Raw genomic sequence first — 24,922 nt, forward strand, 5'->3', positions numbered from 1 at the left:
TACAGGGAAAGTGATATTTTTCTATTCTTTTTCATGAGAAATGGTAAAATGGAGTTTGGATATTTTTTAAGGAGAGGACGGTGCTTAGCATGACAGACCTTCTGAATGATCGGCTGCCGCCGCAAAACATAGAAGCTGAGCAGGCCGTGTTAGGTGCTGTTTTTTTACAGCCGTCTGCGTTGACACTGGCTTCTGAAGTGTTGATTCCGGATGATTTCTACAGAATGTCACATCAAAAAATTTACAATGCCATGCTCGTGCTCGGAGACCGCGGCGAACCGGTTGATTTGATCACGGTAACGTCAGAGCTTGCGAATACCGATTTGTTAGAAGAGGTGGGAGGCGTTTCTTACCTGACGGATATCGCGAATTCCGTTCCGACAGCGGCTAATATAGAATATTACGCGAAAATCGTTGAGGAAAAATCAATTCTCCGCCGTTTAATCAGAACGGCGACCTCGATCGCCCAAGACGGGTATACGCGCGAGGATGAAGTTGAAGATCTATTAAGCGATGCGGAAAAAACGATTATGGAGGTTGCGCAGCGAAAAAACTCGGGCGCCTTCCAAAATATTAAAGATGTGCTTGTGCAAACATATGACAATATTGAGCAGCTTCACAACCGGAAAGGCGATATTACCGGGATTCCGACCGGCTTTATTGAGCTTGACCGGATGACGGCGGGTTTCCAGCGAAATGATCTGATCATTGTCGCAGCCCGTCCGTCCGTGGGGAAAACGGCGTTCGCCTTAAATATTGCGCAAAACGTGGCCACCAAAACGGATGAGAGCGTCGCGATTTTCAGTCTTGAGATGGGAGCCGAGCAGCTTGTCATGCGTATGCTCTGTGCCGAAGGGAATATTAACGCCCAAAATCTCAGAACGGGAAATCTGACGGAAGAAGATTGGGGCAAGCTGACGATGGCGATGGGAAGCCTGTCAAACAGCGGTATCTTTATAGATGACACCCCAGGCATCCGCGTCAGCGAAATCCGTTCAAAATGCCGCCGGCTGAAGCAGGAAAACGGATTGGGCATGATTTTAATTGACTACTTGCAGCTCATTCAGGGAAGCGGCCGTTCAAGCGACAACCGCCAGCAAGAGGTATCGGAAATTTCACGGGCGCTAAAATCGCTGGCACGGGAGCTTGAAGTTCCGGTCATCGCCCTGTCTCAGCTCTCCCGGGGTGTTGAGCAGCGGCAGGATAAACGTCCGATGATGTCAGATATCCGTGAGTCAGGAAGTATTGAGCAGGATGCCGACATCGTCGCCTTCCTGTATCGTGATGATTACTATGATAAAGAATCGGAAAACAAAAACATCATCGAAATCATTATTGCCAAACAGCGTAACGGCCCGGTGGGCACCGTCTCACTGGCTTTTGTGAAGGAATACAATAAGTTCGTAAACCTGGAAAGACGCTTTGATGACGGCGGTGTTCCGGCAGGTGCGTAAAGCCTCAAGCGATGTCTTGAGGCTTTTTTTCATCCGAAAGAATGAGAGAATGCCGTCCGTTCTGCAGTCGATAAAAAGAAAGCGCTTTTATATAATAGCATCAAGGGAGGAATGATGATGACAATTGCATTTTCGCAATTCCAAGCGGCGCAAATCCGGATTGCCCGGCCGACCGGACAGCTCAAAGAAATCATCAGGTTTTATGAAGAGGGCCTCGGACTGAAGAGGGTCGGCAGCTTTTCCGGACATAGAGGCTACAGCGGCGTCATGTTCGGCCTGCCTCATACGCAATATCATTTAGAATTTACCGAAGAAACGGGCGCGTCTCAGCCGGCGCCCGTTCCGCACGGCGACAGCCTGCTTGTCTTTTACATCCCGGATTCTCAGGAGGTCATTCGCATCAGCACGAGGTTAAAGCAGATGGGATATGAAGAGAAAGAACCCGAAAATCCGTACTGGGAAGAAAAAGGCGTGACCATCGAAGATCCCGACGGCTGGCGGATCGTTCTAATGAATACAAGCGGCATATAAATGACTGTCTGGAGAACCCGGGATACGGGTTCTTTGTTATGTTAAAGTATGAAAGTTTCGGGAGTAATAGATAACAAATGAAAGAGAAAACGCTTTTAAACGGAGTTAAGGCGAACAAATATAGAATGATAAGATTTTAATGTTCGGATTTACGATTGACTTTCTGTTTCGGCACTGATACACTTAATTTGTTTGAATGAGATATCGTTTTGAAAGGTTAACGGAGGTGCACGGATATATGTCTTCAGTAGTCGTAGTAGGTACGCAGTGGGGCGATGAAGGAAAAGGTAAAATTACAGATTTCCTATCAGAAAATGCAGAAGTGATCGCACGTTATCAAGGCGGAAACAATGCAGGACATACCATCAAGTTTGATGGCGTCACGTACAAGCTTCATTTAATCCCATCAGGAATTTTTTATAAAGAAAAAGCGTGTGTCATCGGGAACGGAATGGTTGTTGATCCGAAAGCGCTCGTAACGGAGCTTGCGTATCTTCATGAACGCAATGTGAGCACGGATAACTTGAGAATCAGCAACAGAGCCCACGTGATTCTTCCGTATCATCTGAAACTGGATGAAGTAGAGGAAGAACGCAAAGGGGCCAATAAGATCGGCACAACGAAAAAAGGCATCGGACCTGCTTATATGGACAAAGCGGCGCGGATCGGCATTCGGATCGCAGACCTGTTAGATCGCGACGTGTTTGCAGAAAAGCTTGAGCGGAACCTTGAAGAGAAAAACCGTCTTCTTGAAAAAATGTATGAAACGGACGGCTTCAAAATTGAAGATATTCTGGATGAGTATTATGAATACGGCCAGCAGATTAAAAAGTATGTATGCGATACATCCGTCGTCTTAAATGACGCGCTGGATGAAGGCCGCCGCGTCTTATTTGAAGGCGCTCAAGGGGTTATGCTTGATATTGACCAAGGGACATACCCGTTTGTCACTTCATCTAACCCGGTCGCCGGAGGGGTGACGATCGGTTCAGGCGTAGGCCCGACAAAAATTCAGCACGTCGTCGGTGTATCGAAAGCGTACACAACCCGTGTCGGTGATGGTCCTTTCCCGACTGAGCTGAAAGACGAAATCGGAGATCAAATCCGTGAAGTCGGACGCGAATACGGCACAACGACAGGACGCCCTCGCCGTGTCGGTTGGTTTGACAGCGTTGTTGTCCGCCACGCCCGCCGCGTCAGCGGAATCACAGATCTTTCTCTGAACTCAATTGATGTGCTGACTGGCATTGAAACGCTGAAGATCTGTGTCGCTTACCGCTATAAAGGTGAAGTGATTGAAGAATTCCCTGCAAGCCTGAAAGCTCTCGCTGAGTGTGAACCGGTATATGAAGAAATGCCTGGCTGGACGGAAGATATTACAGGCGCAAAAACGTTAAGCGACCTTCCTGAAAATGCGCGCCATTATCTGGAACGCGTGTCTCAGCTGACAGGTATTCCGCTTTCTATTTTCTCTGTCGGTCCTGACCGTTCACAAACGAACGTCATCCGCAGTGTATACCGTGCTAACTAAGGATTTGCAGCAGACAAGCCTCCGTGACCGGAGGCTTGTTTTTTCATGTAGGAAAAAAATAATAGATTTTTTTCAAAAAAGTAGTTGCCACTTTCGAATATTCTATGATATTATAAATCTCGTTGTTACGGAACAGCTTCAATAGAGTACTGCAAGAAAGCTTTTGTCTGAATGCTCTATGATACATAATCCGACACATCAAGAGCCATTAGCTCAGTTGGTAGAGCATCTGACTTTTAATCAGAGGGTCGAAGGTTCGAGTCCTTCATGGCTCACCACTTTTTATGGCCCGTTGGTCAAGCGGTTAAGACACCGCCCTTTCACGGCGGTAACACGGGTTCGAATCCCGTACGGGTCATTGATTTACTTTAGCGTTATTGCTAACTCCTTATTTGTCCTGGGAGGGCCGCCACGATACGGTTCCCCGGACAAATTACTGTAAGGTCCGGTAGTTCAGTTGGTTAGAATGCCTGCCTGTCACGCAGGAGGTCGCGGGTTCGAGTCCCGTCCGGACCGCCATTTTACTTTACTTTATAGTATAGAAAAGAAACATCTGGCTCGGTAGCTCAGTTGGTAGAGCAACGGACTGAAAATCCGTGTGTCGGCGGTTCGATTCCGTCCCGAGCCACTTACCCAAACGCATCTGCAATAGTAGGTGCGTTTTTTCTTTGTGATAAAAAAAGGGAGAGCCGGCTTTTCAGCCGGCCCAGAAGAAGACGTCAAACAGTAGACGGCGTTTTTTTTCGTGAGGTTTCAAAAAAATATTATTTTTTAAAAGAAAATAAAAAACATGACAAAAGGATGGCAGTTCAATACGTTTTTGCGCTGTTCTCTTTAATTTTTTTATCTTTTGACCTGAAACCGTTATAATAGACGGGGAACGTTTTTCACGATCCGAATTGTGATCATCATGAAACATCAATAGATGAAATGAAGTCATTCTGGCAGGAGGAAAATCAAGATGATGGATAAGAAAATCCTTGTAGTCGATGATGAAAAACCGATTGCAGATATATTAGAGTTTAATTTAAGAAAAGAAGGCTATGACGTGCACTGTGCGTATGACGGAAACGAAGCCGTAGAAATGGTGGAGGAGCTTCAGCCCGATTTAATTCTATTAGATATTATGCTTCCGAATAAAGACGGAGTTGAAGTGTGCCGGGAAGTCCGGAAAAAATATGATATGCCGATTATTATGCTGACGGCAAAAGACTCGGAGATTGACAAGGTCATCGGACTTGAAATCGGAGCGGATGACTATGTCACTAAGCCTTTCAGCACGCGTGAGCTTCTGGCCCGCGTCAAAGCAAACCTGCGCCGCCAGCTTACGGTTGCGCCGGCTGAGGAAGAATCAGCTTCAAATGACATTCATATCGGTTCCCTCGTCATCTTCCCTGACGCTTATGTCGTATCAAAAAGAGAAGAAACGATCGAGCTGACCCATCGTGAATTTGAATTGCTGCATTACTTAGCTAAACATATCGGACAGGTCATGACGCGTGAGCATCTGCTGCAGACTGTGTGGGGCTATGACTATTTCGGTGACGTGAGAACGGTGGATGTGACAGTTCGCCGCCTTCGCGAGAAAATCGAGGATAATCCGAGCCATCCGAACTGGATCGTCACAAGACGGGGTGTCGGTTATTACTTGAGAAACCCTGAACAGGACTAACCGGCGATGAATAAGGTTGGTTTTTTTCGGTCGATTCAATTTAAGATCACGCTGATCTATGTGCTTCTTATTATCATTGCCATGCAGATTATCGGCGTGTACTTTGTGAAACAGGTGGAGAATTCTCTTCTCAAGTCCTATGAATTATCGTTAAATCAGCGGATTGACAACCTTTCCTATTATATTGAGCAGGAATATAAAGGGGACAATGACGGCACCGTCATTAAGGATGACGTCAAGCGTATTTTGAATGATTTTACGAAAAACAATGAAATACGGGAAATTACCTTTGTTGATAAAAGCTATGAGGTTGTCGGTTCTTCGAGGCCTTATGGCGAGGAAATAGCGGGGAAACAGACGACAGACCCGATTTTTAAACGGATTTTCTCTACAAAACAGGCCTATTCAAAAAAATATTATGATCCTAAAAGCAAAAACAGAGTGCTGATTTCGGCAAAACCGGTCATTACAGAGAATCAGGAAGTTGTCGGCGCGATATATGTCGTGGCCAGTATGGAAGATACTTTTAACCAAATGAAAACCGTCAACTCGATCCTTGCTTCAGGAACAGGCTTAGCCCTCGTTCTGACGGCTCTTCTCGGTATATTTCTCGCCCGGACCATTACCCATCCGCTGTCGGATATGCGTAAGCAGGCGATGGAACTGGCAAAAGGGAATTTCTCCAGAAAGGTTCGAAAATACGGGCATGATGAAATCGGTCAGCTCGCAACAACTTTCAACCATCTGACGAAAGAGCTTGAAGATGCCCAAGCCATGACGGAAGGGGAGAGAAGAAAGCTTTCTTCCGTTATTGCGTATATGACGGACGGCGTCATCGCCACGAATCGCAACGGGGCTATTATTCTGTTAAACAGCCCTGCGCTTGAGCTGCTGAATGTTTCACGTGAAACGGCTTTAGAGATGCCGATTACGTCTTTATTGGGCATAAAAGAGAACTTTACATTTGAGGATTTAGTAGAACAGCAGGACTCCATGCTGCTGGAGATCGAACGTGACGATGAAACGACTGTGCTGCGGGTCAATTTCTCCGTGATTCAGAGAGAGCACGGAAAAATTGATGGTTTAATCGCGGTTCTTTATGATGTCACCGAGCAGGAAAAACTCGATCGCGAGCGCAGAGAATTCGTTGCGAATGTGTCCCATGAACTTCGGACACCGCTGACGACAATGCGAAGCTATTTAGAGGCGCTTGCAGAAGGCGCGTGGGAAAACAAAGAGATTGCTCCGCGTTTCTTAATGGTGACCCAAAATGAAACTGAGCGCATGATCAGATTGGTGAATGATCTGCTTCAGCTTTCTAAGTTCGACAGCAAAGATTATCAGTTTAATCGAGAGTGGATTCATATGATCCGCTTTATGTCTCTGATTATTGACCGTTTTGAAATGACGAAAGAACAGCATGTCGAATTTATCCGCGAGCTGCCGGACAGAAATCTGTACGTGGAGATTGATCAGGATAAAGTGACGCAGGTTCTCGATAATATCATTTCTAACGCATTGAAATACTCACCGGAAGGCGGACATGTCACCTTCTCAGTTGATGTGAATGAGAAAGAAGAGCTGCTCTACATCAGCGTAAAAGATGAAGGGATCGGCATTCCGAAAAAAGATGTGGAAAAAGTATTTGACCGTTTCTATAGGGTGGATAAGGCGCGCACGAGAAAGCTCGGCGGCACCGGACTCGGCCTTGCGATTGCAAAAGAGATGGTTCAGGCGCACGGCGGTGACATTTGGGCCGACAGTGTAGAAGGCAAAGGCACGAAGATTACATTTACTCTTCCATATAAAGAAGAGCAAGAGGATGATTGGGATGAGGCGTGAAAATATAAAAACAGTCATACTGTCGGTGCTAGTCGTCATTAGTCTTGTTTTAACATGGGGAATTTGGACATTCCAGCCCAATTTCTCAGAAGGCACGGCCTCAACCAAATCGACTGTCCGGGAAAAGCATAAAATTGATAAAACGAGCCAAAAAATGTCGCAAACGGTAAAACCCCGGGATATGTTCATTCATACAAACGGCTCTCATTATAAAGTGGTTGATGAAACGCTCTTTAATGACCTGTGGGCGGATTTGCCGCAATGGGAAGTAAAAGGGATGAAGGATATTTCTGATCAATACGACAAACTCGGTTTTAAAAATTGGCTTTACGGCAGAAATGGGAATTCGGCAAAGCTCGATCTGCAATTCAATGACACCATTCCGATTGATTTCTTCCAATCGATGTTTAAATGGTCGAATCCGTCAATGGAATACAGCTCATTTGACCATATTGTCATTCCGTTTAATGAGAATAAGCCGAATAAGAAGATTTACATGGTCTCTTACAGCAAACAGCTGATTCTGGAAGTGACTGTCGAGTCTGCAAATTACCGCAATCTGATGAATGAGCTGTACAGCAAAAAATCGAGTATGCCGTTATACCACCTCTATTCGGTCGGAAAAAGCAAAGAATTTCTCATGCCGAATGCGCGGTTTAATATGAAGGAAAAAGAATTTATCACTGAAACCATTAAGACGAACCTGTTTAAGCAGACACTCTTTAATGATCCGAGCACGGTCAGAGAGGACCCGAATTACAATCGGAACGTGCTGACTGACGGAATCAGCCGTCTGGAAATCAATTCGACGCAGCGGCAGATTCAGTTCCAGCACCGGAACCTGGCGCAAAGCGCTTCTTACCAAACGGGAGAGCTGATTAAGAAAAGCTATAAATATTTAGAGGATACGGGGAGCTGGACGGATCATTATCAATTTTTCAATGTGAGTGATAACCAGCAGCTGAGTTTCTACATGTTTAAAGACCAAATGCCTGTCATCAACAGCATGTCTAAGCCTTTCGGGTCCGGGCCTGTTATGACCCTGCAATGGGCCAATGACGAGGTTCTCAGCTACAAGCGGCCGAACTATGTTCTCGGGCCGAATCCGATTAAAACAAAAGACGTAAAAATGATGAGCGGCAATGAGATTGTGTCTCTGCTGGAGCAGCAGGATAAATACGATGTCAACAAAATCGACCAGATCTTCCTGTCCTATCAAATGGTATCTTCGTCAACGAATGATCTTGTTGAGCTGGAACCCGTCTGGAGTATGAAAATCAACGGGAAGATCGTTCCGATTACGAAAGATCTGCTGGGGAAGGAGGAGGCCGATAATGGAGTGGAATAAGACAAAAACGATCTTCATCATTGCCTTCCTCATCCTCGATATTTTTCTCGGCTATCAGTTTTTTGAAAAACGCTCAAGCAGTGAATACGAAGTGATTAAAAATTCAAATGTGGAAAAAGACATGGAGATGGATCATATCACATTCGGCAACCTGTCTTCTGATTCCGCGACGGGCTACCGGCTGACGGCGGGCCAAAAGGTATTCACCGCGGAAGATATTGATGCCTTGAAGGATCAAAAGCCTTTAATGGAGATGCCGGCGGATGATCACAAGGTCACGACGCTGAAAATGAAATTTACCGATCCGGTCGGTTTATCGAAGCAAAAACCGCAGGATGATGCGGAATCGCTTGTGAGCTCTAAAATAACCGGCGGTGAAAAATATAAACTGTGGAAAGTCGACAAGGATCAAAAACAGATCATTTTTTACCAGACGTATGACGGACAGTTTATTTATCAGGATTTTGACTCGTCCACTGATGCGATCGGACAGGTGATTCTGCATCTGAACGATAAAAACGAGGTCGTGTCTTACGAGCAGACCATGCTGGAGTCATTCAAGCGAATCCAGACGGAAAGCCTGATTCCTGAGCTGGATGCGGTCGAATTATTGTATTCTCAAAATTACTTAAAAGCGAATTGCGCCGTCAAAAGCGTCAAGTTCGGCTATATTGCCCAATACCCGCTGACAAGTACGCAGGTGCTGGCGCCGGTATGGAGAATCACAATTGAAGATAAGTCAAAAGGGACGAAGAAAAAGACACAGCAAACGTACACTGTGAATGCATTGGAAAGCACAGTCATTGATAACAATCAAAATAAATAATGGAGTGAGAACAAATGAGCTTGCAATTTAGCGTTCTTGCGAGCGGGAGTACCGGAAACGCGTTTTATCTGGAGACAGAGGAGCACTCTTTTCTGGTGGATGCCGGCCTGAGCGGTAAAGCGATGGACGGGCTGATGGAGAGAATCGGCCGCAAGATAGACGACGTGGACGGCATCTTTGTCACTCATGAGCACAGCGACCATATTAAAGGGCTCGGCGTCATTGCGAGAAAGTACGGTCTTCCCGTCTACGCCAATGAAAAGACGTGGAAAGCGATGGAGAATCAGATCGGCAAGCTGGATACCGGACAAAAGTTTTTGTTCCCGATGGAAAGCGTGAAATCTTTCGGAGGGCTTGATGTTGAGTCATTCGGCGTCTCTCATGACGCGGCCGAGCCGATGTTTTATGTTTTCCATTACCAAGGCAGAAAGCTCGCGCTGATGACGGACACCGGATATGTGAGCGACAGAATGAAAGGCATTATCCGTTCGGCCAATGTATTTGTGTTTGAAAGCAACCATGACGTCGGCATGCTGCAAATGGGCAGATACCCTTGGAGCATTAAGCGGCGGATTTTAAGCGATGTCGGCCACGTCTCAAATGAAGACGCGGCGCTCGCCATGACCGATGTCATCGGCGACGGCACATCACGCATTTATTTGGCGCATCTGAGCCAAGACAACAATATGAAGGAACTGGCGAGAATGTCCGTGCAGCAGACATTGGCTGCGAAAGGATTTGTCGCGGGGGAAACGTTTCAATTATTTGATACCGATCCGAAAATCCCGACGCCGCTGTGCGCCGTGTAATTTTTCCAAATGAATCATGATTATTAATCCGCGATATAACCCACACTATAAGCAAATTGAGTTCTCTTGAAAGGATTTGAGATAGGGTGGATTATAATCGCGATGATGAACAGTACGCCCCCGAACAGCCCCGCCGCAGCAAGAGAGGATACTTCCTTTCTAGTCTGATCGGTGTCATCGTCGGGGCCGCGCTCATGGCTTTACTGCTGCCGTACTGGACAGGCGGAGACCATGGTGAAAGCAGCAAAGGCGCCAATCAGCGTATCGGAAGCGAACAAGTGAAAACAGTCAACGTAAATGTCAACGATGCTGTCACGAATATGGTCAGCCGTGTATCGGATTCGGTAGTCGGCGTTCTCAATATCCAAAAGACCGATATTTGGGGAGAGGGCGGCGAAGCGGGAAGCGGGTCCGGTGTCATTTACAAAAAGAACGGAAACACTTCCTATATCGTAACCAATCACCATGTCATTGAAGGTGCGACTGAGATTGAGATCAGTCTGAAAGATGACTCGCGCGTGCCTGCCGATCTGATCGGGAGCGACCGTCTGATGGATCTGGCCGTGCTGAAGGTGAAGTCTGATAAAATCAAATCGGCCGCCCAGTTCGGCAATTCCGATCAAGTCAAAGTCGGAGAACCGGTCGTGGCGATCGGAAATCCGCTCGGGCTTGAATTTGCGGGATCAGTGACACAGGGAATCATTTCTGGCAAGGAAAGAGCGGTGCCCGTTGACTCAAACGGCGACGGACAGCCGGACTGGAATGCGGAAGTGCTGCAGACTGACGCCGCGATTAATCCCGGCAACAGCGGCGGCGCTTTGATGGATATATCGGGTAAGGTGGTCGGCATCAACTCAATGAAGATCGCCGAATCCGCCGTTGAAGGAATCGGCCTGTCCATCCCTTCAAAGCTTGTCATTCCCGTTATTCAGGATTTAGAAAAATACGGAGAAGTCAGACGGCCTTTCCTCGGTATCGAAATGAAATCTTTAACGGATATTGCGAGCTACCACTGGAGCCAGACGCTGAAACTTCCGAAAGGTGTTAAAACCGGGGCGGTCATTATGGGTGTCGACGCGTTTTCACCGGCCGGCAAAGCAGGGCTGAAAAAGCTTGACGTGATCACCGGTTTCGACGGTCATAAGGTCAACGACATTGTGGATCTTCGTGAACGTCTGTATCGCAAAAAGATCGGCGACCGTGTGAACATCACGTTCTACCGTTCAGGAAAGAAAAAAACAGCGGAAGTCAAACTGACAGAAGCAGATCGATTACAGAAATAAAAAAGCAGCCCGGACATCCGGGCTGTTTTTTATTGTTTTATTTGTTAATATGATGAAGAAAAGGGGAGGTGAAACACATGAAAACGGCTGATGTGATCATCGTATTGAATGAAATCGAGGGTGAATGCGAAGGAAGAATTATTTTAGAATGCAGAATTTAAGAAAATGAAACATGTCATATCAAACGTCCTTTTTCAGGGCGCTTTTTTTATGCCGTTTTTTCCTGAAGGCGGGCCGCAACACGCTCAATTGATAATAGGCAGAAACAGACTGATGCTGCAAAATCGAAGCGGCAGGTGAAATTATTGTGATGTGCAGACTGCACCGTTTTAGGCGTTGACTTTAACCAATTCAGCTTAGATTCCGTTTTGTTTCAGATAAAAGCGAATAATAGAAGAGGAAGCGAAAAAAATAAGCACAGGCTGATACATCTAAGGAGAGACTGCATCATGAATAAGTTGAAAGGCATCCGGCTGCTGAGTGCAGACGGCGGGTCTGCACTCATTGATTTGATAACGATGGGGGAAGACAATACCATCGAGGCACATATCCGCTCTTTACGCGAAAAGCTGAAGGACAAAGAGCACAAGGTGCGGGGCGCCGAATGCAGGGCGGACCTGGGATGAAGCGGAGAAAGCTGTTCAGAACCCTGCGATTCCAGCTCCTGTTCAGGTCACTGGCGATTTTGGCCCTGCTGTTATGCTTCATCGGAGGCACTCAGTACATGTTTATGGCACGGACGATGTATGAAAATCAGGCGGCCAGCATCCAAAGCTATATCCATTCAATGGATCAAAGTGTATGGAGGTCAATCAAAACCCTTGCCCGTTCCGAAACACCGGCTCACCCGAATTTGATTTCCCCCGGGATGACGGCTGCTTTTATCAATCCATCATACAAGATGTCTGTTTTATCAGAAGACCCGCAAGCGGGAGCCGCCCCATCTTTTCCGAAAAACGTGTATCGGGATGCGCTGACAGACCCCATGGCGCTTCACTATCAGGTGGCTCACAATAAAGCGGGTAAGGAAATCATCGTCGTGTTTCAGGCGATTTCCGTTGACGGAAGACAGGCGGGAGTTGTGCAAATGAGTACGCTGACACAGCCTCTGAATGATTCGCTTTTCCGCCAGATCGGCATTTTTGCGGTGCTTTCCTTTGCGGCTCTGGTTATCGGGCTGTTTGTTTTCTTACCGATGATCCGGCTCACACTCAAGCCATTATCGCGCATTAGGCGTATGGTGGATGACATCAATGCCGCCAGTCTCGATAAACGGCTGCCGATTGATAAAAGGCAGGCAGAAATGGAGTCGCTGGGCATATCCATCAATCAGATGCTGGGACGGATTGGAACCGCGTTTCAGGCTGAAAAAGAAGCGAAGGAGCGCATCCGGCAGTTTGTATCAGACGCGTCACATGAGCTGAGAGCACCGCTTACCTCCATTCACGGCTTTATTGAAATTTTAATGCGCGGAGCGGCGGAGAAGCCGGAGCAGAAAGAAAAAGCGCTTCAAAGCCTGTACGCGGAATCCGCCAGAGCGAATAAGCTGATAGAGGACCTTCTGTTTCTAGCGAAGATGGACCGGGAGCCGAGCTTTGAAATGAAAAAAGGCGCGCTGGGAGACGTCATTTTGGAAATGGAGGCTCAGCTGAGGCTGCTGGCGGGAAACCGGAAGCTCGAGTTTTTTGTCGATCAAAAGATTGAAGCCGTTTTTGACAAAGACAAAATGAAGCAGGTCATTCTCAATCTTTTTTACAATGCGGTACAGCATACGGATAAAGAAACGGGCGTCATCACCGTCTCCCTGCAGAAAGACGGCGGAATCATGCTCATGATGGCGGACAACGGAGCGGGCGTCGCCCCGGAGCATGTGCCTCATTTGTTTGATCGGTTTTACAGGGCACAAACCTCCCTATCCCGTAAATACGGCGGCGCCGGGCTGGGTCTTGCCATTACAAAAACCATTATCGACAGCCATAACGGAACAATTGAAGTGAAAAGCGAGCAGGGAAAAGGCTCCGTGTTCGTAATCCGGCTGCCGGGGTAAGCCTGTTGATCAAAAAGATCCCGCTCATACAAGAAGAATAATAAAATTCACCCGGACTATTTAGAATAGGAAAAACGGATGGAAGCCGCAGGAAAAAACCGATCCGAATCGTGTATGCCGATTATTATCCGAACGCGGGCCGGAGCGGACGTATCTGTCCCCCGCGTCAGCCAATTCAATGATTTAAGATTTGAAAACAGTGAACACGAAACGCAGACGGTCGGTGACATCTAAAGGAAGTCAAGGACTTCTTCAGGCTGAACAAAGCCTTTAAATATCTGGTGCTGTCACTCTCCGTTTTCTTTGCGATTACATCGGTTTTTTATATCGGAAGGGCTGTCCGTGCGTCACATATCCGTTATTTTTGCGGGACTGTCCATCTTACAGGCGCTGTGCTCCATCTTTTCTTCAAAGCCGGCGGAAAAATTCACGCCGAGGCGCGTGCTTCTGCTGACATTCTGCATCATCGGGGCGGCCTATCTGTTTATACCTTCGGGCAGCCTGTACGTGACGATAGCCGCTTTTGTCGTCATTAACACGCTCTATGACGTGATAGAACCCGTCTCCAGTCAGGCGGTGAACAATGAGATTCCGTCAAGAACGAGAGCCACGCTGCTGTCGATTATCAGTTTGATGACCTCGCTCTTCATGTTCATTGCCTTTCCGTTTATCGGATTCTTAACGGACTATTTTGATTCAGCCTTGCTGCTGACCGCAATCGGGGTGTTATCCATCTTATTGTCGCTGTTTATGATGCTCAGCTTTTACAAACTGAAAGCGAGCGTCGCCATCCAGTCGAGAATACGGAACATACATTGGCAGTGAGCGAAAACTTTTGGTTTACCGGGGAGCAGCTCGCCAATCAGACATAACCAGACGAAAGGCTGAGGAGCATCTCAGCCTTTTTTCAGTTGGATTCATTTCATCCGGTCCAGACCGAATTTTTTCAGGCGGTATTGCAGGCTTTGTCTGCTGATTCCGAGCTCGTTTGCCGTTTTGGATATGTTATTGCCGTGTTTTCTCAGGGTCTTTTCGATCATATATTTTTCGAAGTTCTCCATTTTATCTTTTAAATCAGTGCCGGGCTGGGTGCTTGCGGCGGCTTTGGCGTCCGTGTCAGCCGGTTTGATTTTCATGCGGTATTGATAAGGAAGGTGGGCCGCCGTAATTGTCGTTTCATCCGTCATAAAGTTCATGGCGCCTTCAATCATATGTTCAAGCTCGCGAATGTTGCCCGGCCAGTCATATTCCAGGAAGAATCGCTGTACATCGTCACTGATCGAATCGACATGCATTTGGAACAGGTGATTGTTTTTCTGGATAAAGACTTCGGCCAGAGGCAGAATGTCTTCTTTGCGCTCCCGGAGCGGCGGAATAATCAGCGTGACAACGCTTAATCGGTAGTATAAATCTTTGCGCAGCCGCTCTTCTGAAATGGCGGTGATCGGGTCTTCATTCATCGTGGCGATGATGCGGACGTCGATCGGTTTGTCCTGCGCTGATCCGATGCGCCTGATTTTCTTTTCCTGAAGGGCGCGGAGCAGCTTTGCCTGCAGGCTGAGATTGAGAGAATTGATCTCATCAAGGAGAAGTGTGCCTCCCTGCGCCTGCTCAAATAAGCCCGGCTGGTCGATGGCTCCGGTAAAGGCGCCTTTTTTCGTGCCGAATAAAATGCTTTCGACCAGACTGTCCGGCAGGGCGGCGCAATTTTGTGATATGAACGGGGCGCCTGAGCGCTGGCTGCCGTTGTGAATGCTTTGGGCGAACAGTTCCTTGCCCGTTCCCGTCTCACCGGCCAAAAGTACGGACGATGACGTGCGGGTTGCCCGTTTCGCGTTTTCGATGACTTCCCGGATAACCGGGCTGCTGCCGAGAATGCTGTCAAACGTGTAGCTGTTTTGTTCTTTTCTGTGCATATTCTCCCTGATCAGCCGTTCGAGCTTGGTGACGTCTTTGGCGATCTCCACGGCGCCTTTGATCTCGCCGTTTTGCACAATCGGGAAGGTGTGGTTGATCGTCGTGATTTCCTGGCCTTTGTTATTGAAATAGCTTTGCTTTACATTTTTAATCGTTTTGCCTTCCTGAAGGGCTTGGACGAGTGTGCTGTCCTGCTGACTGGAAAACATAAATACATCAGTCAGGTTTTTATGCAGGACGTCCCGTTCATCCATATCTTCAATCTGCATCATTTTCTTATTGTAAATGACGGTGCTGCCCTTTTCGTCCACCACATGCAGCCCGACATCAATCTCTTCCAGAATGCTTTGTAACACGAGTGTGAAAAATTCGCTGGTTGTGTGCAGGTCAATTCCCCCTCCCAATCGTCGTAACATTCATTATTTTAAAATAAATTGATCAGGAAACGCAAAAAAATTTTGCGCTTGCCTGAAGTTTGCACGCAAACTGCCGGAAAATTTTGCAGGATGAGAAAGAATGCTGGCGAAATATCCCGTTTTTTCGGATTGGCACGGAACTTGCTTTATAAAAAGGGAAAGCAAGATCTTATGTTGAATGATATACAAAACAAGGGGGAATCAGATTATGTCAGCTTTCACAAAATCTCAAGAGATTATCAGCCAAACTTCACATTACGGTGCGAACAACTACCATCCTCTTCCGATCGTTATTTCTGAAGCGCAGGGTGTTTGGGTAAAAGACCCTGAAGGCAATCAATATATGGATATGCTCAGTGCTTATTCTGCCGTGAACCAGGGACACAGACATCCGAAGATTATTCAGGCGCTGAAGGATCAGGCGGATAAAATCACTTTGACGTCACGCGCGTTCCATAACGATCAGCTCGGCCCGTTTTATGAGAAAACAGCCAAGCTGACGGGAAAAGATATGATTCTGCCGATGAATACGGGGGCGGAAGCTGTTGAATCCGCTGTCAAAGCGGCGAGACGCTGGGCATATGAGGTCAAAGGAGTAGAAGATAATCAGGCGGAAATCATTGCGTGTATCGGCAACTTCCACGGCAGAACGATGCTTGCGGTATCCCTTTCTTCAGAAGATGAGTATAAACGCGGTTTCGGACCTATGCTTCCTGGTATAAAATTAATTCCATACGGAGATGCGGAAGCGCTGCGCCGGGCGATTACGCCGAACACAGCCGCTTTCTTATTCGAACCGATTCAGGGAGAAGCGGGCATCGTCATTCCGCCGGAAGGATTTTTACAAGAAGCGGCCGCTATTTGTAAGGAAGAAAATGTGCTCCTGATTGCTGATGAAATTCAGACGGGACTCGGCCGGACAGGGAAAAGATTCGCGGTTGACTGGGAAAATATCGTACCGGATATGTTTATCTTGGGCAAAGCGCTCGGCGGCGGGGTCTTCCCGATTTCGTGCATCGCGGCGAACCGTGATATTCTCGGCGTGTTTAATCCGGGTTCCCACGGCTCGACATTCGGCGGAAACCCGCTCGCTTGCGCGGTATCGCTCGCATCTCTTGAAGTCCTAGAGGAAGAAGGGCTGGCAGAGCGTTCCCTTCAGCTTGGCCGGTATTTTAAAGAAGAGCTTGAGAAAATCGATAACCCGATCATAAAAGATGTGCGCGGCCGCGGCCTGTTTATCGGCGTGGAACTGACTGAAGCGGCCCGCCCGTACTGTGAAAAGCTGAAAGGCGAAGGGCTTTTATGCAAAGAAACACATGATACCGTGATCCGGTTTGCACCGCCGTTAATGATTTCCCAGGAAGACTTGGACTGGGCGGTCCAAAAGATCACAAACGTGCTTCAAAACGCGTAAAACCTTGATATAGCAACGCTTTCCCTCGGCTTGTATGGAATTTACAAATAAAAAATTCAGCACACTCTATTTGCGCGGCGACAGTATTTTAGTATAATGTATCTTTATGTACGAAAATGAATTTCATATAACTTTCATATACAAATAGAGGCTCTTTGGACAGCAAATCGGTTTCAAAGCACCGGCTTGGTTCCAATACAAGTTGCTGAAGGGGTGCAGAATAGTGAATACAAATCAAAAAGAGAATCAGCTTCAGCGCACAATGAAATCGCGCCATTTGTTTATGATTTCATTGGGCGGAGTAATCGGCACCGGGTTTTTCCTGAGTACCGGATATACAATCAACCAGGCGGGACCGCTGGGCGCGGTTCTGTCTTATCTGGTCGGCGGTTTTATTATGTTTTTGACAATGCTCTGCTTAGGCGAGCTTGCGGTTGCCCTTCCCGTATCAGGGTCGTTTCAGACGTACGCCACCAAATTTATCAGCCCCGCTTTCGGTTTCGCATTCGGCTGGCTGTACTGGCTCGGCTGGGCGGTGACATGCGCCATTGAGTTTTTATCTGCGGGACAATTGATGCTCCGCTGGTTTCCGCATGTTCCCGTATGGGTGTGGTGCCTCGTGTTTGTCGGGCTGATGTTTCTTTTGAACGCCATTACCACAAAAGCGTTCGCTGAGTCGGAATTTTGGTTTTCCGGCATTAAAATTTTAGTCATTCTGCTGTTTATTATTTTGGGAGGCGCCGCCATGTTCGGCCTGATCGATCTGAAACACGGCGAGCAGGCACCTTTCTTCTCTCATTTTTATGAGGATGGATTGTTTCCGAACGGCATGAAGGCGATGCTTGTTACGATGATTACCGTAAACTTCGCGTTCCAGGGAACGGAGCTGATCGGGGTTGCCGCGGGAGAAAGTGAAGACCCCGAGAAAACGATTCCGCGCTCTATCCGGCAGACGGTATGGAGAACGCTTGTCTTCTTCGTTCTCTCTATCATCGTCATTGCCGGCATGATTCCGTGGAAGCAGGCGGGAGTGGTCGAAAGCCCGTTTGTCGTGGTGTTTGAACAAATCGGAATCCCGTATGCCGCTGATATCATGAACTTTGTTATCTTAATTGCGCTGCTGTCAGTGGCCAACTCAGGCCTGTTTGCATCGACGCGTATCCTATATGCCATGGCGAACGAAGGACAAGCTTTTAAAGCGCTCGGCAAAACAAATAAACGCGGCGTGCCGATGAACGCGCTGATTGTGACGCTGGCCGTCGCCTGCCTGTCGCTGCTGTCTAAAGTGGCAGCGCCGGAAACCGTTTATATGTTTCTTTTATCATTAGCCGGACTAAGCGCGCAGGTCGGCTGGATTACGATTTCTCTGTCGCAGCTGATGTTCAGACGGAAATACATCCGCGAAGGCGGCAAAGTGAAAGACCTTAAGTTTAAAACACCGCTGTACCCGGTGCTGCCTATTGTCGGGCTGACATTAAATACGGTCGTTCTGATCAGTCTCGCATTTGATTCAGAACAGCGGCTCGCCCTTTATTGCGGCATCCCGTTCATGGCGGTGTGCGTTATCGTCTATCATCTGTATGTAAAAAAGCATAAACAGTCAGAAAAACAGATAGAGCTTTAAATCTTTTCGTGTCCAAGTCATCTTTGAGAAACCCGCACAGGACAACATACAACATGTTGAGGTGGAAAAACGGATGAACAAGAATATCTCAGTTATTGGAATGCCGATGGATTTAGGACAAGCACGACGCGGAGTGGACATGGGCCCAAGCGCCATCCGCTACGCGCATCTCATTGAACGGTTATCTGACATGGGGTATGCGGTGGAAGACTTAGGCGACATCCCCGTCAATCGTGAAAAACTCAAAAATGATGAAGAGCTGAAAAATCTGAACTCTGTGCTTTCGGGGAACGAGCAGCTCGCCCACAAGGTGGACAGCGTTATTGAGAATGAGCGGTTCCCACTCGTCTTGGGCGGCGATCACAGCATCGCGATCGGAACGCTGACAGGAACGGCCAAGCACTATAAACAGCTCGGCGTCATCTGGTACGATGCGCACGGCGATTTAAACACGCTGGAAACATCGCCGTCAGGCAATATTCACGGAATGCCGCTGGCCGTCAGCCTCGGCGTCGGGCACGACACATTGGTGAATCTGGGCGGCTATGCCCCGAAAATCAAGCCGGAAAACGTCGTCATCATCGGCGCGAGATCGCTTGACGAAGGCGAGCGTGAATACATTAAGGAAACAGGCATGAAGGTCTATACGATGCATGAGATTGACCGCCTCGGCATGACGAAGGTCATTGAAGAAACCATTGACTACCTGTCAGACTGTGACGGCGTTCACCTCAGCCTTGATCTCGACGGCCTCGATCCGAGCGACGCGCCCGGCGTAGGGACGCCTGTCGTCGGCGGCATCAGCTACCGTGAAAGCCATTTGGCAATGGAAATGCTGCATGATGCCGACATTATCACCTCAGCTGAATTTGTCGAAGTCAACCCGATCCTCGATCACAAAAACAAAACCGGCAAAACAGCGGTTGAGCTGGTGGAATCTTTGTTGGGAAAAAAACTATTATAAAATATGCGCCTCCGCACCTGCGGAGGTTTTTTTGTTGCCACGAGGAAACTAGCAGGCTGTCACCCTCTTTTTGACCCTGTAAATATGATATATTTATTACACAAAATGGGAAAGGGAGGTGTCCTGACAGATGGCTGAGGTGATGGCCCACGAAACTGTTGCGAAAAAAATCAGTGACTGGTATGAAGAAATCAAAAAGCACAACACCGAATCGGCTGAGGCATTAAGAGAACAACTGCTTACAGATCTGCAAAATATGACACAAAATCAAACGGTGCTCCTTTATTTTAATTTAATTGATTCCCGCTATAAGCTATTGATGGAAGAGTATGAGAAAACAGACGGCATTTTAAAAACGATCCAGCTGACCGCTGATAAAGAAAAAACAGACCAGATGATTCAATACTATTATTACTTTTTTTCCGGAATGCACGAGTTTTACCAAAAACGGTTCATGAACGCCATTAATTTTTACCGGATTGCTGAAAGCAGGCTCCGGCACATACCGAATGAGATTGAAAGAGCCGAGTTTAATTATCAAGTGGCGATTGCCTATTATGAAATCCGCCAAAACTACTTTGCGATGAACCATGCGGAAAAAGCATTAGAGATCTACAAAGCGAACGAAATGTACGCGGTCAGAGAAGCACAGTGTTTAATGGTGATCGGCTGTAACAGAATGGACCTGTTTCACTACCAGAAAGCTGAAGAGCTCCTGCAGACGGCAGTCCATCAAGCCGCCAAAGCGGGCGATCCGCACATTGAAGCGCTCGCCCACTTTAACGCAGGCATTTGCTATGAAAGACAGGAGAAATTGGAGGAGGCGCGAGTCGAATTTGAAATGGCTCTCGATCAAAAGGAGCATTTGCGATCAGCGTATTCGGTGCGGAGTCTGTACATGCTGGCCAGAGTATTATTGAAGCAGGAACAGACGGATGAGGGACGGTTTTGGCTGCATAAAGCGCTGAATGCCGCAGAAGACAAAAACGAGCCCGTATATACCCAAAAGCTGCGCATCTTACAGCATGTATTTATTGACCACAGTGAAGAAGCGCTTGAATCAGCTTTCGCCGAGTTAAGAAGGAAAGAGCTGTGGAGTGACGTTTCCGATTTATCGTATCAAGCCGCAACGCATTTTAAAAAACAGGAGAATTACAAACTGGCGGCGAAGTATTTTCAGGAATCAATTGATGCCAATGACCAAATTTTGAGATTGACGGAGGGGATTCGTAATGAAAACATGTAAATTCATTGTACTCTCAGCAGCTTTAGCAAGTCTCATTTCGATTGGATTATTTGCGCAAACTGGTTCAACGGCACAAGCCGAACAAATCATAAAACCGGCGGAAAACGGAGCCTTCGGATAATACTTCATGAACCGCTTTCAGTCTGTGTTTTGTAAGGAGTGATTCAATGGCTATCACGCTGCAGCCGATGACAGGACAAGAATTTCAGTCCTATCTCGCTCATTCAACAAAGCATTACGCTGAAGATAAGGTAAAAGCAGGAACGTGGCTGCCTGATGAAGCGCCGGAATTAGCGGAGCTGGCGTTTGAAGACCTGCTTCCTGACGGCCTGGAAACGGCCGATCACTATTTATGGACGCTGACATTAGACGGTAAGGAAAATGCCGGCTGGCTGTGGCTGCACGCCGATCCGGATCACCCGCAGCACGACGCATTTATTTATGATTTCGGCCTTCATCCGCCCTTCCGCGGCAAAGGCTATGCAAAAGAGGCACTCGCAAGGCTGGAGGACAAAGCCAAAGATCTGGGTGTCCGCAAGATTTCTCTCCATGTATTCGCTCATAACGAAACGGCGCGGAAGCTGTATGAGAAGACGGGATTCCTGGAGACCGATGTGATTATGAGCAAAAAGCTGTCATGAAAAGAGGCCCGCACGATGGGCCTCTTTTGTTATTCATTTCCCGGGCAATGGCGGTAAGTTTTTGGACGGGCTCCGTATTGGCAGCTAAATGAAATCGCGGCGTTTCATCGGCGTCAAGCTGATCCGCCTTTACCGAGCTCACGGCAGGGGGACGCCTTTGATCAGCCGTCCTCCTTCATGGCGCCGACGGTTTCTTCAATCGGCATCCGCGGATCAAGCAATGCAGATCATAAAGGTGCTTTTCCGACAAGCTCTTCATTTGATCCAATCCACATTGATCACCCCGAGATGAACGGCATGACTCACTCTGGCTGCCGTAGTCCTTCCTGCATGCCCATGCACCCTAACCCCAATGAGAAAACCGCAACGACCCGATTGTTATGTATTTGATAAGACGATTATGCATATATTTTACTGTTGTTATAAAATTTTTAAAAATCTGTAAATTGGCTATTTTTTTATCGCAATTCCGTCATATAATGCAAATGTGGAAAAATTATACTTTGAGAAAAGAGGCGAAGTAATATGTGTAAAAAGCTGTTCAAAGCTGTCCTCCCGTTTGCCCTGTCGTTCACCATGGTTCTGTCGTTCTCCGGTACGAATGTCAAAGCGAAAGAAACAGAAGCAGCCCGCTACGCAAAAGAAATCGCAGAGCTTCAGCAGGGCACAACCCCGCAAGACGTTATCCGATCCGCCAAAGAGCTTGCCGAGCAGAAGCACGTTTCAACAGAAGCGATTCTCAAGCAGTTTCATCAAGAAATCACAGCAGATAAGGTGCAAGGAAATGTAATCGCTTCCAAAGACGGACTCTCTGCAATGGGCGGATCATCAGGCACAAAAAAACTTCCGAAAAGCACAAAAGGCAATATTTATTACACGAACTCATACACGGCTTTTTACAACCACGGGCATGTCGGCATGTATTCATCCGCTGATAAAATTGTCGAATCCGTGCCGGGGGACGGCGTCCGCCAGATCGCTTATAATGGAAGAGAAGTCGAAGACAATTCAATCGTCCAGACCTTGAAAGTCACTGATGCCCAAAAACAAGCCGCCGCTGACTGGGCTGTATCAAGAGTGGGTGATGAATACTCCTTCAACTTCGTCAATAACAGAAATACGGGCCATGAAGGCGCCAAAAACTGCTCAAAACTGCTGTGGTCGGCATTCCTTTTAAAAGCCGGGATTGATATCGACTCTAACGGCGGCTTAGGCGTATATCCGCGCGACATCACAAGCTCGTCTTACACGACCACGATTCTGACCATTCGCTAAGGGGAACAACGTGAAAAAAATTATCTGGATACCCTTAGTGTTCATCCTTGCGTCAGGGGTCTTATGCTTCTTCTATTTCCGTACGGAAGAGCCTGCGGAGGTTGCGAGGGACACATTAAATGACCCTGATTTTCTGAAAGATAAAGAAGCGCTGCTGTATTTCTCCACTGCGGCTGATCAAGACACATTCGGCGGCGGAAAAAGCTATGCCCTCTTCGCCGATAAAAAGGGGCGGCTCTCTTCTTATCAAATGAAGGGGCTAGAGCTCGGATCGGCCAAAGTGAATGACGGCAGCGTGCTGCTGGAGGACAAAAAAGGAATCTACACCGTTCAAAATGGTCTTCACATATATAAAAGAGCGTATCAGCATACGGGAGACAGCGCCGGGTATATCGAACGGACGAAAGGCTTTTACACGCTGTACAATTCGGGCTACGACAAGAGCGGCGGCAGCTATCGCTCAGAGCTGTACCGCCAGATTGACGGCAGGTGGAAGCAAGACGTCATCCCGCACTATATCCGCGCTTCAGGCTTTTTTAAAGATCATCTTTTCGCGCTCACGCCGACAGATGACGAAAAAGGATATCACATCCAAGACATTCAGGCCGATAAAGAAAAGCTCCATACAAAATCCATCGCGACATGGACGTATAAAGAAGGCACGTCAGTCGAATCCCAGCTCGCCGCGGACGACGGCGGCGTCTGCTTTGTCACCAGAGGGGAAAAAGCAGAACACATCTACCAAATGGTGAAAGTTATGAGAAAGAGCGGCGCGATCAAAACATATGACATCGCCGCTTATAAAAATGACGAACAGACTATCTATGACTCCATGCCGTTCAGCTTCAAAAAAAGCTTTTTCATGGAGCGGCGCAGCTTCTATTTCGTTGACGGCTTCGGAAACGTGTACCGCATCAACCCTGAGACCGGAAAAAGCAAAAAGGCCTTCACCCTCCCCGCATCACGAATGAAAGCCGACTTCAAAGACCTGACGCATCAAAACGAAAAGCTGTATCTGTTCACATACAGCTACAAAAAGACCGCCAAAATCGAATCCTTCGACCTGAAAACGGGCAAAAAACTGAACGACCGGACCATTCCCAGCCTGCAAGACATCGTGACACCGAAAAGCCATCTCAAGCTGTACGATGTGCAGGTGATGGGCGGGTTTTGAGAAGGAAAAGCAGTCATCATAATGAAAATATAAACTTTGGATTATATAAACAAAAAAACCTTTTATTGGTTTACTTGTACTCATTTCAGGATATAGAGTAGTAGACTGAATAAAAGGAGGATATATAGTGAAAAAACGTTTCAAATGGTTTGTGGGAGTAGTTATTTTTGTTTTCATGTTCAGTTTTTCAGGTGTGACAGAAGCTATTAGTACAAAGACAATAAAGGATGAAATCACATGCCCTGTCTGTGATAAAACGATTAAGTCTGAAGGCAGTAAAAAAGACAGACAAAAAGCTTTGGATATCGTCAAAGACAGAGATGATTTGGATATGGATAAAACAGAAGTCTTTGTAACTGTTTTAAATAATAAAGATCATAAGATTGCATTGGTTCATTATGAAGACCAGCAAAATCATTCATTTGCGCAGAGGTATATTAATTTAAACACTAAGCAAATCGTTTTATCAGTAGAGGGTATAGGAAAATGGGACAAAGAAAAAAAAGAAGGAAACTTCAAATTAAGAGTTGGAGATAAAGAAATTATTAATGAAGATTTTAATCAAGATGGATTAAAAGGCAAGGGGAATAATGCTTTAGTGAACTCTGTCAAAAAAGCATCTCCGGCAAAATCAAAATTGGAGTCCTGTAACGATTTAGTCACAAAAATGCTGGGGCTGGGATCCAGTATTGCTTGTGCAGGTGCTTGTATGGCTGTCGGAGGTGCTGTCGGCGCAGTAGTGTGCTCGCCCTTATGTTTAGCAATTGAAAATGGAGTTGGCGAAGCAGGTGCTAAAGAAATTTGCGAACAATTCTTTGGTTGAAATATGCAGATTTGAAAAGAGCTTGCCGCTTTTGGTAAGCTTTTTATAATGAAACGTTACTGCAAGAAAGAAGGTGTTCATTTGA

At 47.1% G+C, this 24,922-nt stretch carries 21 protein-coding genes, 4 tRNA genes and 1 pseudogene; 25 read left to right on the plus strand and 1 reads right to left on the minus strand.

The genetic code is table 11. The features are described from left to right. Positions 1 to 89: 89 nt before the first annotated feature. The 16 genes and pseudogenes from dnaB to Y79_RS1000000120375 all read left to right on the plus strand — a co-directional run. Positions 90 to 1,454, plus strand: a complete 1,365-nt coding sequence (gene dnaB, locus Y79_RS0108975; RefSeq protein WP_016937368.1) for a replicative DNA helicase — start codon at positions 90 to 92, stop codon at positions 1,452 to 1,454. Positions 1,455 to 1,571: 117 nt separating this feature from the next. Beyond that, positions 1,572 to 1,985, plus strand: coding sequence for a VOC family protein (locus tag Y79_RS0108980; protein ID WP_016937369.1), 414 nt, complete (start codon positions 1,572 to 1,574; stop codon positions 1,983 to 1,985). A 238-nt stretch (positions 1,986 to 2,223) separates the two neighbouring features. After that, positions 2,224 to 3,516 (plus strand): adenylosuccinate synthase, encoded by a 1,293-nt coding sequence (locus tag Y79_RS0108985; protein WP_016937370.1) that lies wholly within the window; start codon positions 2,224 to 2,226, stop codon positions 3,514 to 3,516. 202 nt (positions 3,517 to 3,718) lie between these two features. After that, a tRNA-Lys gene (locus Y79_RS0108990) sits at positions 3,719 to 3,794 on the plus strand. Positions 3,795 to 3,802: 8 nt separating this feature from the next. Further along, positions 3,803 to 3,874 (plus strand) — tRNA-Glu (locus Y79_RS0108995). A gap of 84 nt (positions 3,875 to 3,958) precedes the next feature. Next, positions 3,959 to 4,035: transfer RNA gene (locus tag Y79_RS0109000), tRNA-Asp, on the plus strand. A gap of 36 nt (positions 4,036 to 4,071) precedes the next feature. Then, positions 4,072 to 4,144 (plus strand) — tRNA-Phe (locus tag Y79_RS0109005). 336 nt (positions 4,145 to 4,480) lie between these two features. Beyond that, positions 4,481 to 5,188 carry a cell wall metabolism DNA-binding response regulator WalR gene (gene walR, locus Y79_RS0109015; RefSeq protein WP_004393104.1) on the plus strand — a complete coding sequence of 236 codons (708 nt, stop codon included), beginning with the start codon at positions 4,481 to 4,483 and terminating at the stop codon, positions 5,186 to 5,188. Between the two features lie 6 nt (positions 5,189 to 5,194). Continuing rightward, positions 5,195 to 7,030 carry a cell wall metabolism sensor histidine kinase WalK gene (walK, locus tag Y79_RS0109020; RefSeq protein ID WP_016937371.1) on the plus strand — a complete coding sequence of 612 codons (1,836 nt, stop codon included), beginning with the start codon at positions 5,195 to 5,197 and terminating at the stop codon, positions 7,028 to 7,030. Beyond that, positions 7,020 to 8,378, plus strand: a complete 1,359-nt coding sequence (gene yycH, locus Y79_RS0109025) for a two-component system activity regulator YycH (RefSeq protein ID WP_016937372.1) — start codon at positions 7,020 to 7,022, stop codon at positions 8,376 to 8,378. The genes walK and yycH overlap by 11 nt, the downstream gene beginning before the upstream one ends. After that, a complete protein-coding gene (locus Y79_RS0109030; RefSeq protein WP_016937373.1) occupies positions 8,365 to 9,204 on the plus strand; it encodes a two-component system regulatory protein YycI in 840 nt (279 codons plus the stop codon). The genes yycH and Y79_RS0109030 overlap by 14 nt, the downstream gene beginning before the upstream one ends. A gap of 14 nt (positions 9,205 to 9,218) precedes the next feature. Further along, the gene (locus Y79_RS0109035) at positions 9,219 to 10,013 is read left to right on the plus strand and encodes an MBL fold metallo-hydrolase (protein ID WP_016937374.1); all 795 of its coding nucleotides are present in this window, start codon (positions 9,219 to 9,221) and stop codon (positions 10,011 to 10,013) included. Between the two features lie 86 nt (positions 10,014 to 10,099). After that, positions 10,100 to 11,296 (plus strand): S1C family serine protease, encoded by a 1,197-nt coding sequence (locus tag Y79_RS0109040; RefSeq protein ID WP_016937375.1) that lies wholly within the window; start codon positions 10,100 to 10,102, stop codon positions 11,294 to 11,296. Positions 11,297 to 11,745: 449 nt separating this feature from the next. Next, positions 11,746 to 11,922: a helix-turn-helix domain-containing protein gene (locus Y79_RS1000000121485; RefSeq protein ID WP_016937377.1), complete on the plus strand. Its 177-nt coding sequence runs from the start codon at positions 11,746 to 11,748 to the stop codon at positions 11,920 to 11,922. Next, positions 11,919 to 13,343: a sensor histidine kinase gene (locus Y79_RS0109060; protein ID WP_016937378.1), complete on the plus strand. Its 1,425-nt coding sequence runs from the start codon at positions 11,919 to 11,921 to the stop codon at positions 13,341 to 13,343. Before Y79_RS1000000121485 ends, Y79_RS0109060 begins: the two co-directional genes overlap by 4 nt. 186 nt (positions 13,344 to 13,529) lie before the next feature. Then, positions 13,530 to 14,168, plus strand: a pseudogene (locus tag Y79_RS1000000120375) (MFS transporter); the annotation flags it as partial. Between the two features lie 92 nt (positions 14,169 to 14,260). On the opposite strand, the gene Y79_RS0109070 reads toward Y79_RS1000000120375, so the two are convergent. Beyond that, positions 14,261 to 15,676: a sigma-54 interaction domain-containing protein gene (locus tag Y79_RS0109070; RefSeq protein ID WP_050544525.1), complete on the minus strand. Its 1,416-nt coding sequence runs from the start codon at positions 15,674 to 15,676 to the stop codon at positions 14,261 to 14,263. A gap of 208 nt (positions 15,677 to 15,884) precedes the next feature. On the opposite strand from Y79_RS0109070, the gene Y79_RS0109080 reads away from it, so the two are divergent. The 9 genes from Y79_RS0109080 (at position 15,885) to Y79_RS0109125 (ending at position 24,837) form a co-directional block, all read left to right on the plus strand. After that, positions 15,885 to 17,090, plus strand: coding sequence for an ornithine--oxo-acid transaminase (locus Y79_RS0109080; protein WP_016937379.1), 1,206 nt, complete (start codon positions 15,885 to 15,887; stop codon positions 17,088 to 17,090). A 223-nt stretch (positions 17,091 to 17,313) separates the two neighbouring features. Then, positions 17,314 to 18,714, plus strand: a complete 1,401-nt coding sequence (locus Y79_RS0109085; RefSeq protein ID WP_016937380.1) for an amino acid permease — start codon at positions 17,314 to 17,316, stop codon at positions 18,712 to 18,714. Positions 18,715 to 18,787: 73 nt separating this feature from the next. After that, the gene (rocF, locus tag Y79_RS0109090) at positions 18,788 to 19,678 is read left to right on the plus strand and encodes an arginase (protein WP_016937381.1); all 891 of its coding nucleotides are present in this window, start codon (positions 18,788 to 18,790) and stop codon (positions 19,676 to 19,678) included. Positions 19,679 to 19,808: 130 nt separating this feature from the next. Then, the gene (locus Y79_RS0109095) at positions 19,809 to 20,924 is read left to right on the plus strand and encodes a response regulator aspartate phosphatase (RefSeq protein WP_016937382.1); all 1,116 of its coding nucleotides are present in this window, start codon (positions 19,809 to 19,811) and stop codon (positions 20,922 to 20,924) included. Next, entirely contained in the window at positions 20,911 to 21,045 is a 135-nt protein-coding gene (locus tag Y79_RS1000000121825; protein WP_007407881.1) for a hypothetical protein, read from the plus strand. The genes Y79_RS0109095 and Y79_RS1000000121825 overlap by 14 nt, the downstream gene beginning before the upstream one ends. A gap of 46 nt (positions 21,046 to 21,091) precedes the next feature. Further along, positions 21,092 to 21,565 carry a GNAT family N-acetyltransferase gene (locus Y79_RS0109105; RefSeq protein WP_016937383.1) on the plus strand — a complete coding sequence of 158 codons (474 nt, stop codon included), beginning with the start codon at positions 21,092 to 21,094 and terminating at the stop codon, positions 21,563 to 21,565. A gap of 525 nt (positions 21,566 to 22,090) precedes the next feature. After that, positions 22,091 to 22,840 carry a YiiX/YebB-like N1pC/P60 family cysteine hydrolase gene (locus Y79_RS0109115; protein WP_016937385.1) on the plus strand — a complete coding sequence of 250 codons (750 nt, stop codon included), beginning with the start codon at positions 22,091 to 22,093 and terminating at the stop codon, positions 22,838 to 22,840. Between the two features lie 10 nt (positions 22,841 to 22,850). Continuing rightward, positions 22,851 to 24,014, plus strand: a complete 1,164-nt coding sequence (locus Y79_RS0109120; protein WP_016937386.1) for a hypothetical protein — start codon at positions 22,851 to 22,853, stop codon at positions 24,012 to 24,014. A gap of 127 nt (positions 24,015 to 24,141) precedes the next feature. Beyond that, the gene (locus tag Y79_RS0109125) at positions 24,142 to 24,837 is read left to right on the plus strand and encodes a hypothetical protein (protein ID WP_016937387.1); all 696 of its coding nucleotides are present in this window, start codon (positions 24,142 to 24,144) and stop codon (positions 24,835 to 24,837) included. Positions 24,838 to 24,922 lie beyond the last annotated feature (85 nt).

The organism is Bacillus siamensis KCTC 13613, from assembly GCF_000262045.1.
GTDB classification, from domain to species: Bacteria; Bacillota; Bacilli; order Bacillales; family Bacillaceae; genus Bacillus; species Bacillus siamensis.

Coding starts and splice junctions, on each gene's coding strand:
- yycH (WP_016937372.1), top strand. CDS start 7,020: ATGAGGCGTGAAAATATAAAAACAGTCATACTGTCGGTGCTAGTCGTC.
- Y79_RS0109115 (WP_016937385.1), top strand. CDS start 22,091: ATGTGTAAAAAGCTGTTCAAAGCTGTCCTCCCGTTTGCCCTGTCGTTC.
- walR (WP_004393104.1), top strand. CDS start 4,481: ATGGATAAGAAAATCCTTGTAGTCGATGATGAAAAACCGATTGCAGAT.
- rocF (WP_016937381.1), top strand. CDS start 18,788: ATGAACAAGAATATCTCAGTTATTGGAATGCCGATGGATTTAGGACAA.
- Y79_RS0109035 (WP_016937374.1), top strand. CDS start 9,219: ATGAGCTTGCAATTTAGCGTTCTTGCGAGCGGGAGTACCGGAAACGCG.
- Y79_RS0109105 (WP_016937383.1), top strand. CDS start 21,092: ATGGCTATCACGCTGCAGCCGATGACAGGACAAGAATTTCAGTCCTAT.
- Y79_RS1000000121825 (WP_007407881.1), top strand. CDS start 20,911: ATGAAAACATGTAAATTCATTGTACTCTCAGCAGCTTTAGCAAGTCTC.
- Y79_RS0109060 (WP_016937378.1), top strand. CDS start 11,919: ATGAAGCGGAGAAAGCTGTTCAGAACCCTGCGATTCCAGCTCCTGTTC.
- Y79_RS0108985 (WP_016937370.1), top strand. CDS start 2,224: ATGTCTTCAGTAGTCGTAGTAGGTACGCAGTGGGGCGATGAAGGAAAA.
- Y79_RS0109070 (WP_050544525.1), bottom strand. CDS start 15,676: ATGTTACGACGATTGGGAGGGGGAATTGACCTGCACACAACCAGCGAA.
- walK (WP_016937371.1), top strand. CDS start 5,195: ATGAATAAGGTTGGTTTTTTTCGGTCGATTCAATTTAAGATCACGCTG.
- Y79_RS1000000121485 (WP_016937377.1), top strand. CDS start 11,746: ATGAATAAGTTGAAAGGCATCCGGCTGCTGAGTGCAGACGGCGGGTCT.
- dnaB (WP_016937368.1), top strand. CDS start 90: ATGACAGACCTTCTGAATGATCGGCTGCCGCCGCAAAACATAGAAGCT.
- Y79_RS0109030 (WP_016937373.1), top strand. CDS start 8,365: ATGGAGTGGAATAAGACAAAAACGATCTTCATCATTGCCTTCCTCATC.
- Y79_RS0108980 (WP_016937369.1), top strand. CDS start 1,572: ATGACAATTGCATTTTCGCAATTCCAAGCGGCGCAAATCCGGATTGCC.
- Y79_RS0109095 (WP_016937382.1), top strand. CDS start 19,809: ATGGCTGAGGTGATGGCCCACGAAACTGTTGCGAAAAAAATCAGTGAC.
- Y79_RS0109080 (WP_016937379.1), top strand. CDS start 15,885: ATGTCAGCTTTCACAAAATCTCAAGAGATTATCAGCCAAACTTCACAT.